The sequence below is a fragment of the Coleofasciculus sp. H7-1 genome (genome assembly GCF_057473865.1).
The window spans coordinates 1-12,141 of sequence record NZ_JBYCCT010000037.1 but is presented as its reverse complement, the minus strand read 5'-3'; the positions used below and the strand labels follow the sequence as shown (position 1 = coordinate 12,141).

The 12,141-nt window shown below is 45.5% G+C and carries 8 protein-coding genes and 1 pseudogene; 3 read left to right on the top strand and 6 right to left on the bottom strand.

Annotated elements, in window-relative coordinates; translation table 11 throughout:
- Positions 1–470: 470 nt before the first annotated feature.
- Entirely contained in the window at positions 471–2,255 is a 1,785-nt protein-coding gene (locus AC2VDX_RS10275) for an ABC transporter ATP-binding protein (RefSeq protein ID WP_378178365.1), read from the bottom strand.
- Between the two features lie 130 nt (positions 2,256–2,385).
- A complete protein-coding gene (locus AC2VDX_RS10270) occupies positions 2,386–4,128 on the bottom strand; it encodes an ABC transporter ATP-binding protein (protein WP_378178368.1) in 1,743 nt (580 codons plus the stop codon).
- Positions 4,129–4,646: 518 nt separating this feature from the next.
- Between AC2VDX_RS10270 and AC2VDX_RS10265 the strand changes: the two are divergent.
- The 3 genes and pseudogenes from AC2VDX_RS10265 (at position 4,647) to AC2VDX_RS10255 (ending at position 7,122) form a co-directional block, all read left to right on the top strand.
- Positions 4,647–6,364 (top strand): annotated as a pseudogene (locus tag AC2VDX_RS10265) (putative bifunctional diguanylate cyclase/phosphodiesterase).
- Positions 6,306–6,824, top strand: a complete 519-nt coding sequence (locus AC2VDX_RS10260; protein ID WP_378178362.1) for a hypothetical protein — start codon at positions 6,306–6,308, stop codon at positions 6,822–6,824. Before AC2VDX_RS10265 ends, AC2VDX_RS10260 begins: the two are co-directional and overlap by 59 nt.
- A 148-nt stretch (positions 6,825–6,972) precedes the next feature.
- Positions 6,973–7,122, top strand: a complete 150-nt coding sequence (locus AC2VDX_RS10255; RefSeq protein WP_378178360.1) for a hypothetical protein — start codon at positions 6,973–6,975, stop codon at positions 7,120–7,122.
- A 590-nt stretch (positions 7,123–7,712) separates the two neighbouring features.
- Here the strand turns inward: AC2VDX_RS10255 and AC2VDX_RS10250 are convergent.
- The 4 genes from AC2VDX_RS10250 to AC2VDX_RS10235 all read right to left on the bottom strand — a co-directional run bounded on the left by AC2VDX_RS10250 (position 7,713) and on the right by AC2VDX_RS10235 (position 11,346).
- Positions 7,713–8,207 carry an RICIN domain-containing protein gene (locus AC2VDX_RS10250; RefSeq protein ID WP_378178357.1) on the bottom strand — a complete coding sequence of 165 codons (495 nt, stop codon included), beginning with the start codon at positions 8,205–8,207 and terminating at the stop codon, positions 7,713–7,715.
- A 546-nt stretch (positions 8,208–8,753) separates the two neighbouring features.
- Positions 8,754–9,887, bottom strand: a complete 1,134-nt coding sequence (locus AC2VDX_RS10245) for a hypothetical protein (protein WP_378178354.1) — start codon at positions 9,885–9,887, stop codon at positions 8,754–8,756.
- A gap of 199 nt (positions 9,888–10,086) precedes the next feature.
- Positions 10,087–10,818 (bottom strand): HEAT repeat domain-containing protein, encoded by a 732-nt coding sequence (locus AC2VDX_RS10240; RefSeq protein ID WP_378178351.1) that lies wholly within the window; start codon positions 10,816–10,818, stop codon positions 10,087–10,089.
- An 18-nt stretch (positions 10,819–10,836) separates the two neighbouring features.
- A complete protein-coding gene (locus tag AC2VDX_RS10235; RefSeq protein ID WP_378178348.1) occupies positions 10,837–11,346 on the bottom strand; it encodes a hypothetical protein in 510 nt (169 codons plus the stop codon).
- Between the last annotated feature and the right edge of the window lie 795 nt (positions 11,347–12,141).

Below are 12,141 nucleotides of genomic sequence, written 5' to 3'. Positions count from 1 at the left end.
TTCTGACCATTTTTATTAATATGAGTTGACTGACATTCAGGGCATTGCATAATATTGCATCTTAATGAGTGTTTTTTTTGGCGCTCGCACGCTCGCTCGCTTTATCATACCCTAATTCAGCAACGCCTTAAAGCGCAAACAGCAACAGAAAGCTACAGTTAAAGTATAGAATAACAATCTCCACTGAATACAAACCTATTTTTTTCACTGCTGTGCCTTCCATGATGAAAGTACGGCAGCTTTTTACTTTGAGTTTCTAAAAAGTGCGAACTGACTTTTTGGAGCGCTTCGCTATCGCCCATCCCTAATCAACTCAGGCAAGTATAGAGAAGAGCGATCGCTCAATTGTCTAATATAGCAATCCTATTTGATTTGCGAACCTCTGTAGAGACGCGATTAATCGCGTCTCTACTCGCTATCGCACTTATTTTAACCTTTTAACCAGTAGAGGACAGCATCCTTGCGCCACTCTATTGGGTAGAATTTGCCCCCAGTTGAAGAGCATAGAGGTTGGCATAGATACCTTGTTGGGCGATGAGTGCTGCGTGAGTGCCTCGTTCTACAATTTGTCCCTGCTGAATCACTAACACTTGATCGGCTTGCGTCACTGTGCTGAGGCGGTGGGCAATCACAAAGCTGGTACGATTTTGGAGTAGACGAGCGATCGCATCCTGCACCAGCGCTTCTGTGCGAGTATCAATACTACTGGTAGCTTCATCCAGAATCAAAATTCGGGGGTTGATTAATACAGCACGCGCAATACTTACCAGCTGTCGTTGTCCTTGGCTGAGAGGCGCACCCCGTTCTCCCAATTGAGTCGCGTATCCTTGCGGTAATGAAATGATAAATTCATGCACGTTGGCTAATTGTGCTGCTGCTTCAATATCGGCTTGCGTTGCGTGGGGACAGCCGAAAGCAATATTTTCCGCAACTGTACCGCTGAACAAAATATTGTCTTGCAAAACAATACCAATTTGACGGCGCAAACTTGCCTGCGTCACTCTCCGCACATCAATCCCATCAACTTTAACTGCGCCGCCAGACACATCGTAGAAGCGCAGAATTAAGTTAATAATCGTACTTTTACCCGCTCCGGTTGGTCCTACCAATGCAATCATCTGTCCCGGTTGAGCGTGCAAATTCACCCCTTTGAGTACCAATTGAGTAGGGGTATAGCCAAATGTCACCTCTTCAAACCGCACCTCACCTTGAATAGGCCGCATCTCAGTAGCATTAGGTGCGTCGTTAAGTTGCGAAGGTTCATCTAACAGCAGAAAGATCCGCTCCAAACCTGCCATCGCCGATTGAGCTTGCGTATAAAACTGGCTGAGAATTTGGATAGGGCGAAAGAACTGCTGAACGTACAGTAAAAAGGAAGTCACAACCCCCACGGTTGCGGCTCCTGTCACCGCCAGATAGCCTCCATACGCCAGCACTGCGGCGGTGGCTAATGTGTTGAGAAAATCAATCGACGGCAAAAATGCGGCGGTAATTGCCACTGCTTGGACGTTGGCATCACGATTGGCTGCGTTTACAACATCAAACTCTTCAATATTGAGTTGGATGCGATTGAATGCTTGTGCTTCCCGGACACTGCTGATACCTTCTTCTAGCTTGGCGGAAAGATCGCCGATTGTCTGTCGCGTGACGCGAAATCTCGCTCTTGCCCAGCGAGAAAACAAGCCAGTCGTGAAAATCATCAGTGGCACAGCTAAATTGCTCAGCAAGCCAAGTTTCAGATCGATCGAGAGCATCGCAATAATAATGCCAACTAAGCTGAATGTGTTGCCCAACATTTGAGCAATCGTCTGTCCAAATGCTTGATTAACTGTATTGACATCATTCAGCAAGCGGCTCATCAAATCACCCGCTTCGCTGCGATCGAAAAAGCTGATCGGAAGGCTTTGGATTTTGATAAAAATATCTTGCCGCAGTTGAGCCAGTACGCGCTGCACGATCGAACCAACCCGCACAATCTGTCCCCGAATAGCCCAAACACCGAGGATGTAGATTAGTCCCAGTACGCCCAACATCAATAGCAATCCCCGCAGATTTCCCCGTGCAATCAGATTGTCAATAGACCAACCAATCAAGAAGGGACCGATGGATTGCGTTGCAGCACCAAGCGCCACTAAGGTTAAGGCAATTGGAATTTCTTTACGATAGGGTCGGAGATACTGCAAAAAGCGCCGCAAAGTTGAGAGTTGCTGACTCGCTTTTTGATCTGATGCGACAACGGGAGCCAAACTTCTCATTGCTACTCCTTGCAACTAACTTCTTAACGATACACTTCGTCAACCTTTCTGTTCTTTTAACAAACTTTTCTGCCCCTCAAGGCGATCGCGCAAGCCTCTTTAATTGGCTTGACGCCATTACCTAAATTGCTCAACTTTCAATCGTTCGCTGCACCTGCGACTCCAAAATTGCACCGTAAAGTGGACTATTTTGCATCAACTGTTCATGGGTTCCTTGCGCTACCAATCGTCCTTTATCCATCAACAAAATGCGATCGGCATTCCGCACGGTACTAATGCGTTGGGCGATCGCAAAGGTCGTGCAAGCCTTTTGGCGCATCAGGTTATCGAGTTCCTCCTGAATCTGAGCGGCAGTTCTGGCATCTACGGCAGAGGTGCTGTCATCTAGGATGAGAATGCTGTAATCTGTCAGCAATGTGCGGGCGATCGCTATCCGTTGCTTTTGTCCGCCAGATAAACCTACACCCCTTTCCCCGACAATCGTTTCGTAACCATCGGGCAAGCTGGTAATAAAGTCGTGCATTTGCGTGGCTTTTGCGACTTCAATCACTTGCTCTAAGGTGGCATCAGGTTTGGCATAAGCAATATTCTCGCGGATGGTGCCAGAGAATAGCGTGGTTTCCTGAAATACGATGCCAATATGCGATCGCAAACTTGTCAGGGTGAAGTCTCGCACATCTCGTCCATCAATCCGAACTGACCCCGCCGTGACATCATAGAAGCGCGGAATCAGGTTGATAATTGTGCTTTTCCCAGAACCTGTCATCCCCAGAATGGCGATCAGTTCTTTGGGTTTAGTTTCAAAGGAAATGCTTTTAAGCGCTTCTGTAGAGGCTCCTGGATAGCGGAAAGAGACATTTTCAAAGGTAATTCTACCGCCGCAGGTTTTAAAGGGGATAGCATCAGGGCGATCGCTAATTTCAATCTTGGCATCCACCACTTCATAGACTCGTTCGGCAGATGCTGCTGCTTGCGCGATCGCGGGAGCCGCAAATCCTATCAATAAAACAGGTTGAAGAATTAACAGCAAGTAAGAGTTAAACGCCACCAATTCCCCAATTGAAAACCGATTTTCAATGACCTCTGCACCCCCATAGCCGATGACAACTACCGTCACCAAGTTACTTAGCAAAAAGATGAACGGAAAAGTGTTGCGGATGGCGCGAATGGTCTTCATGTTTGTCTCGATCAAAGCATCATTCAGCGTCGTGTAACGCTTTTTTTCTGCTGATTCTCGGACAAACGCTTTCACCACTCGCACACCCAACAAGTTCTCTTGCAATACAGTATTAAGATTGCCTAGTTGCTCCTGAACCTGCCCGAACAACTGGCTATTTTTGCTAAAAAACTGCGCCAACAACCAGCCTGAGATTGGCACGACTGTTAGCGTAATCAGCGCTAGTTGCCAGTTCATTAACAGCAAGATTGTAGCGATGCTTACAAGTGTTAGGACACCACCGATCACCTGCATCAGGCTTGTACTCAGGAACGTGCGGATTTGTTCAATATCGCTAGTGACGCGAGTCAGTAGTTGAGAAGTCTGGGATTGATCGTGGTAGCTGAAACTGAGGTTTTGAATCTTACTGAAAATCTTGTTCCGCAAATCGTAGGCAACACCCTGAGAGGCTGATTCTGCCCAAAAGCTTTGTCCAAAGTTAAATAACCCGCGCGCGATCGCCGCAACGACCATCCATCCAGCGCTGTAGAATACAATTTGGAGGTTTTGTCGGGCAATACCTCCATCAATTCCCCAGCGAAATAGTTGAGGAGTGACGGCATAAGCAGCCGTTAAGAGCAACGAGCTGAGCAACGCCCCCAGCGAGATCCCACGGTAGGCGCTTAAACTTCCCAGCACGCGCTGAAGTGGCTGCATTGATGACTTGTTCTGGAGTTCTGATTGCTGAACCAATAGAATTCACCCTTCTGTATTTAGAAAAGCCTCTCTCCTTATAAGAGAAAGGTCATGCACTGTACTGCACCCAACTGAGAACCGCTATATATGCGATCGCGCGTTGCGTAGAAAAAGTCAGTTCGCCAGCTTTTCTGGTCGTCACACGCTCAAAACATTATACTGAGTGACTTAAACTCTAGCGATCGCTTTCACTTTCCCCAATTTGTCGGAGATAAAAACTTTATGTATTCTTAATTTATGCACAAATCAGTGATTGTACGGTGAACACTTGGGATTTCAAAAATGTACGGTGGAGTGAGATGTATCAAAAATATCAAAATGTAGTTTACGTAACCAGCTCTATTAGAAGAGCATAAATCTAACCTTGTATCGGTTGATTTAAAGGAAAAATAAATCTCTGTAGCTCCCGAATTCCAGATATTATTCTGCCAGAATACCTAGTAAGTAATTTATTAACTTTCAACCCTTGTTCAGCATCTATGAAACTCAATCGCAAACTTACCCTGTATTCCTTCCTAGCTCAGTTCGGATGGCTTCAGAAAAGTTATACCGCCAAAATTATGTTGGTGGCATTTTTAGGCACTCACGTACCACTTTTAACCTTACTGCTCACTTTCGTTATCTCAAACTCTTATTCCTGGGAAATGACAGTGCGAGTGATGGTTATTGCTCTGTTGGCTACCTTAGCGGGTACAGCAGCCACTATCTATGCACTACACCACCTCCTCTCCTCGCCCCAGTCATTTTGACATCTGCTGCATTGCAAGACTATTTGAATACCAAAAAATTACCCGAACTGCCCACACAATTTGCCGATGAAGCAGGCACATTAATGGCAGATACCTCGCAAACTCTTCATAAATTAGATGAATTAATTCATTACATCAGCAACTACGATGAACTGACTGGATTACCCAATCGAGATTTATTCCGCGATCGCTTGCATCAGACAGTATCCCAATCTCAAAACGACCAGCAGCTGGTAGCGTTGCTTTTACTGGGTATCGACGATTTCACTGACATGAGTCATACATTGAATCGGGAAACATTAAATTTGCTGTTAAGAGCAGCTGCCCAGCGTTTGACAACCTGTATGAGTCAAACAGATATTCTGGCTCATGTGAGTGGAGATGAATTTGCGATCGCTCTGACGGAAATTCCCTCCTTTGAGAGCGCGATCAAGCTATCCCAGTTGGTAGTAAGTATGCTGGCAAAACCCTTCTTTTTAGAGGGTAACTCGATTCGGATTACAGCCAGTATTGGTATCGCAATTAATGACCTAGAAGATCGCAATGGTGTGGATAAACTGTTGCAACAGGCTCGTCTGGCGCTATATCAGGCGAAGCAACAAGGACGTAGCCAATATCAGTTCTATTCGCCAGAAATTAATGCTCAGTTGCAAGAACGACTAGCGTTAGAAAATGAATTACATGGAGCGGTTAATCGCAACGAAATGGTGGTTTATTACCAACCCTTGATTGATTTGCACAGCAGACAAATCACGGCAATGGAAGCACTTGTTCGCTGGCAACATCCCACCCAAGGTTTGGTTTCTCCAGCCAAGTTTATTCCCATTGCAGAAGCCAATGGTTCGATCGTGCAAATTGGGGAATGGGTTTTACGAACTGCCTGCGCCCAAACTCGTGCTTGGCACCTTGCCGGACTCCCTCCAATTCGTATATCGGTGAATCTGTCAGCTCGACAGTTTGAACAACCGAATCTAGTCGAAGTCGTCAGCCAAATCCTTGAGGAAACCGGACTAACAGCATCTTACCTGGAACTGGAAGTGACTGAAAGCTTGCTGATGGGGGACGTTCAGCGATCTGTTAAAACCCTAGAACAATTACGATCGCTGGGCATATTGCTGGCTTTAGATGACTTCGGCACCGGCTATTCCTCTCTGAACTATTTAAAGCGCTTTCCTGTTAATATGCTCAAGATCGATCGGTCATTTGTGCAGGATGTGACATCCAATCCTGATAGCGCCGCCGTGACCAATGCTATTATTGCCCTCGCAAAGAGCCTGCGGTTGAACATTACAGCAGAGGGCATAGAAACCCAAGAACAGCTTGAATACCTGCAAAGACGGGGCTGTGAAGAAGGTCAGGGGTTCTACTTTAGCCGTCCTGTTCCTGCTGATGCGATCGCCCCAATGCTCAAAGAAAGTTCTCAGCAGATGGAAGCGATCGCAATCTAGAGAACAGTATATACGCACTCAGTATCCGGCAGAAGTAAAAGCATACCGCCAGAACAAAAACCGTGTGTCGATTGCATTAGTCGTGTTGATTGATGCAGATACGGGTGGGTTACACGAACGATTCAATCAGTTAGCTCAAGCCCTCAGTGAAGATAGCCAAAAAAATCGTCAATCAGATGAAGCGATCGCAATATTTGTCCCTAAACGCAATATGGAAACCTGGATACACTACTTGCAGGGAGAACCTGTGTACGAAGAAGATACCTATTCAAAATTTCTGAAAAATGAGGCTTTTTGCCAGCCCTATATTGAGATCCTAGCAGATCAATGCCGTTCTCAAAACTTACCAGAAAATGCACCAGAATCACTTCAGACAGCTTGTGGAGAATTACAGGAACTATTACCACTTTTGGAGCATGGTTTTTGGAATTGGGCAATCAGCGTTGGGACAAGCAGTTAGAGAAAGACATTGAAGAGTGGCTTTTTAGAAGATTTAGCCAAAATCAGCGATCGCTGATTTTGAGGCAGGTCGCTATCGGGCAATTTGATGCACTAGGTTTTACCTACTTTTGAGAACTACCGATCTATACGACACGAAAAATTGAGTTATGCAGTATAGCTGGGAAATTACTGATTCCAGCGTTGCCCACAGTTCGATCGCGGCGCTGGTATGTAGACACCTAACGAAGATCGCATTCTCTGAAGAGGTTGGGCTGATGTTAAGAAACTCAACCTACAGATTAGCGATCGCATCGTAGTGCAATCAATGATTCAAGCATTGTAACAATTCAGGCTTCAACAGTCAGCATTGCGCTTTACAACATAACCGATAGCGTAAGCCTCCGTTCCGTTATAAGCCGTTAGTCCACCTACTTTGAACCCTGCCCCGTTCCAAACGTTATGACTCCGGTTGCTTTATAAATTGCTCAGGGGCTGAGCTAACCTCCGTGCATTCCAACCCAAAGAGGAGTAGAAAACTGATTCCGCCTATTCTTATAGGAAGGTTCGGCGCTCTAGAAAATAATTCGCTTGAACCCGTTGAATTCTCTTATTGGCATCAGTTTGACAGGAGCGAGTTCTATCATCATTTATGAATTCTGGATTGTTAGATTGGGACGTGTCCTCCTCGTGTTTAAGCTGGATTAGAAATTGGGAGAAGAAACTGAAAATAGATTGAGTAGTCAGTGATAGTGATTTCATGGCTTTTTCGGTTTGTCAAGTTGTGGTGATTGAATTGTTTATGAATCGGAAAGAGTTTGGGCGGGCAGTCTAAACCCAAGATTTAGATGTTCAAAGTATTACCCGCCGCTTCTTGGCACATCCGAGTGGAGTGTGAAGGGAACCCTTATTAATCAATTCGTCTGCTTGCCGGAACAAGTCGCCACAGTTGACATGCTCCACCTGCATAATCAGAACCAGGGTTTAAGCTGATTTTGGTTGAGCAGTAAGCAGCATCCAGGTATTGACCACCCTGCTTTAATTGGAGTCGGTTCCATCCATCCCCAGCGGGAACGAATCGCCACAGTTGACATGCTCCACCTGCATAATCAGAACCAGGGTTTAAGCTAATTTTGGTTGAGCAGTAAGCAGCATCCAGGTATTGACCACCCTGCTTTAATTGGAGTCGGTTCCATCCACCCCCAGCGGGAACGAATCGCCACAGTTGACATGCACCACCCGCATAGTCAGAACCAGGGTTTAAGCCGATTGTGGTCGAGCAATGATCAGCATCCAAATACTGACCACCCTGCTTTAGTTGGAGTCGATAATATTGTTCTTGTGTTCTGCTTTGGGCGATGAGAAACTGCCCAACAGGTTTAGTCTTAACAGCGGAGGCTGACAATGAAGGTGTGCGGACACTCGGCGATGTGGCAGATACGTTTGAAACAGAACCAGCAGCACTGATCGAAGTCGCTATGGCAACTAGCAGATCTCTTCGACGTAAATAAAGCATAGTTGTGATATCCAAAAATAGGTATACATTGATCTAGAAGCGTCAGATTAGCAGCTAATTAATCGTTAATTGCTCATCTAAATTAGGCTTTCATTTCCTGCTTCATGTCCACTATGGTTACTGATCAGAACTCGATATGATAACTGGGAAAGTTCTGGAAGTGGCAATCAAGAAATCAGACAAAGTTGGGTCAAAAATTGCTTTTGAAGCAAAAAGTTTGGAAAAGTCAGGTAAGTTACCCAATTGCTTCATCCAGAGGACTTACGCAAAACACAACGAAAGTAGCGGTAATTCATGAATTACCGCTACGGAATAATCAGCTTCTCAACCACATCTTGCGTACGTAAGTCCTGATCCATTGAAGAGGTTGGGCTGATGTTAGGAAACCCAACCCATCAAATTCGCGATCGCCTCCACCATAAGCCTTCCTCTTTCTTACAGGTGCGATATGCCTTGCTCGACTAGCTGCATACCCAATCCAGAGAGCGCTTCTTGCAATCCTCCATTGCTCAGAGTTGTTGCTGCTGCCTCAAATTGAGTGCCAATAATAACCAGTTCAAGCGGGTTAAACCCTTCTATTACACCATCACGGGGACGCGGTCTTGGGAATGGACTTTTGTGCGGTGGGGTACCGCAGTAATCGTCAAAAAAAATCTGCAATCGCCGATTGGCAATTTCTCTCATACGGGCTTGTGCGTCTTCTGGTAACGTGTCTGCAATGTCTTGCAGATTAGTAATGCTATTGATCATTTCTTGTGCCAGAACGGTCGTATAGGCAAGGCGGGGCGGTAGGGGCTGAGGATTAAGAGCAACTTGATTCAAAAGATTTGAAACACTGGTTACCCACGGCTCTGGACTTGGACCAAACTGCCAACGAATTTGATTGAATGTTCTACGAATGACTGAGTCCCAGGGACTAGGGGGCAGCGGATCGCCTTCTGGATTTGGGTAGCCGCCGATGAATGAGTTGAGGATTGAAACCAAGGCTGTGCGAGGAATCGCTATCGTGTCGTTCATTGTTTTCTCCATAGGTAAAGGTAGTGGCAAAGATTCTTGAGTCAGCTCGAGCTGGGCGAAGGAGATGATCGCATCGTCCTGATAATGCATCGATATTCGACCACCAAACAAGCCGTCAATGCTGAATAAGATTCCAAGGATGGCAGTCGAAGTGTTGCTAGACACCCTGTCGAGCAACTCAACCGTGATGGTAGCAGGCTCATCAAGGGGTAGGGACTGGAACTCGTCTGGAGCACCCCCGTATCCCAGCGTGTCTATCCAAAAGCCGTCGGTAGTGACTCCTCGTATCCCTCCTGGTTCTTTATCTTTTGGTGTTAGAGTTAAAGTGAGAAGCGCAGATGTCAACGGTTGCAAAGGTGAAAAAAGCGCAAAATCCGGATGTTCATTAAAATAGAAAGTCCAACTCGTCTCCTCATCTGAGCCATCACCCGTTATCTCGTCTGGTGCCAGATGATTGCGGAGGATCAGAAAATCTCCGTTTACTACGCTTTCACCTACGGCAGTCGGGGGAGTGAGGCTTCCGGAGGCGGTAGCAGAAATCGTTATGGTCATTGTTAATTCTCCTTCGTCGAGTTAATCGGCGAAATGTGTTGTCATGCGATCGCTGAAATGATAGAAGTCGTTAAGGTTGTGAGTGGAATTTAACGTGCTTACCTTTATAGGAAGGTTCGGCGTTCTAGAAAATAATTCTCTTGAACACGTTGAATTCTCTTATTGGCATCAGTTTGATAAGAGCGGACTCTATCATCATTTATGGATTAGGTGAATTGTGCGGTTTGCGAAGTGCTGGTTCTCCTCCGTCCATAAGAGCGATTGAATCCTCAGCTTCCTCACCCACAGACCACCACCCTGCGACAATTGTGTTATCGGTCTGCGCCAATACTTGCAGTTTAGGCAATGCCTCCTTTATCTTTACTGCACCCGCAGCAAAACATCCCCAAAATCTAATTTCAGCTTCAGAACTATTCAACGCTTGAATAATTACACTCACTGCTCGCTGATATAAATTTGTTGATAACTTCTGCGATAGCTGATTGCCAAGTCCCTCTAATGCTTGTGATCTAACAGAAGGAGACTCAGCATTGTTAGCCGCTATGTAGGTTAGCGTCCTAATCACTTCATGATTTTCTGTGCAATTTGACAAAAAAGAGAGGGCATACACTGCGCTATTTCGCTGCACTGGATTAGAACTAGTAGCAAGAATAAACAATAAGGAGTTTAGATGTTTCTCAATAGCAATGAGGCTCAGGGAAGTTGCTGCCTGCATCCATAATTCACTACGTTGACCAGACAAAATGCTGATAAGAGCATCAGCATCTTGATCGTTACCTACTCTTCCGACTAACCAACAAGCTGTCTGTGCTTTTTCAACATCAAGAGTATCAATCCAATTACCGCTGCGAGAAGCAAATCCTAAGCTTTCAAGGATCTCGATCTCACCTGCCGCTTCTGGAAATTGATTCTTGACTTCTTTAAGATTCATAACGATCAATCCCAACAACTAAGCCTGTAAAACTTCAAACAAAGCCCAAATTTTAACGAAGGCATGAGGATTGTTACACCATACCTCTGGTAATAGCTTTTGGGCAGTTTTAGCATCTTCAAGGTTGAGTAGCCCATATTGATTGACCCTTTGAGCAATAGGAGCGAGCACGCCTTCCCATCGACCACAATTGAGCAAGGATGAAGTCCATGTTTCATCCGACAAATCGTATCCAAGGTGCTTGAGCCTGGAATGGATTGAGGGAATCTCCTGCGCCAGAGCGTCTGTGAAGAGTTGATGGTATTGTTTGTTAGAAATAGGTGAAGGCAGCAACCCGTCGTTCCATACCTCTTGCAATGCTTCTTCCAGAGATTGAAACTCCCAATATCCTGACCCATCAACGTGAGGATTACACCATGAATCAATAGTACGAACTTCTGTCAGATGGAGAAGGCCAAGAAAGTTGATATAACCTGCCCATTCAGGCTCGCCCGCATATCGAATAATTCTTGTGCTGAGGCACCACATTGATTTTGTCCTTTTATTACCATTCTTCCTGCCGTCATTATCGGCCAAGTCTGTGGCGATCGCCTAGACGTGCTTACCTTTATAGGAAGGTTCGGCGTTCTAGAAAATAATTCTCTTGAACATGTTGAATTCTCTTATTTACATCAGCTTGACAGGAGTGGACTCTATCATCATTTATGGATTCCGTCTTCTTGAATTGGGACGTGTCCTCTTTTTGCTGAAGCTCGACTAAGAAATGAGATATGAAGCTAAAAATGGATTGAGTAGTCAGTGGTAATGATTTCATGGTTTTTTCAATCCGTTAAAGTTGTGGTGATTGGATTGTTCATGCATCGGAAAGAGTTTGGGTGGGCAGTCTGAACCCAAAATTCAGAGGTGCAAAGCATACCCACCCTTCTTTGCGAATCCGAGTGGAGTGTAAAGGGAATCCTGATTAATCGCTTTCTTGGTATGTAGACACCCAAGGGAGATCGAATTGTCTGAAGAAGTTGGGCTGATGTTAGGAAACCCAACCTCCCAGATAAGCGATCGCCTCCACCATAAGCCTTCCTCTTTCTTACAGTTGCGATATGCCTTGCTCGACTAGCTTCGTACCCAATCCAGAGAGCGGTTCTTGCAATCCTCCGTTGACCAGAGTTGTTGCTGCTACCTCAAGTTGAGTTCCGATGATATCCCTCTTCTGTCACTTTCCGAATATAATGAATAAAGAAATTGAAAAATAAAACTCTACACAGTAGGTAGGGCAATGGATGTAGAATTACAAGTTTTCAAACATTTAGCTAGAGATGCCCATCC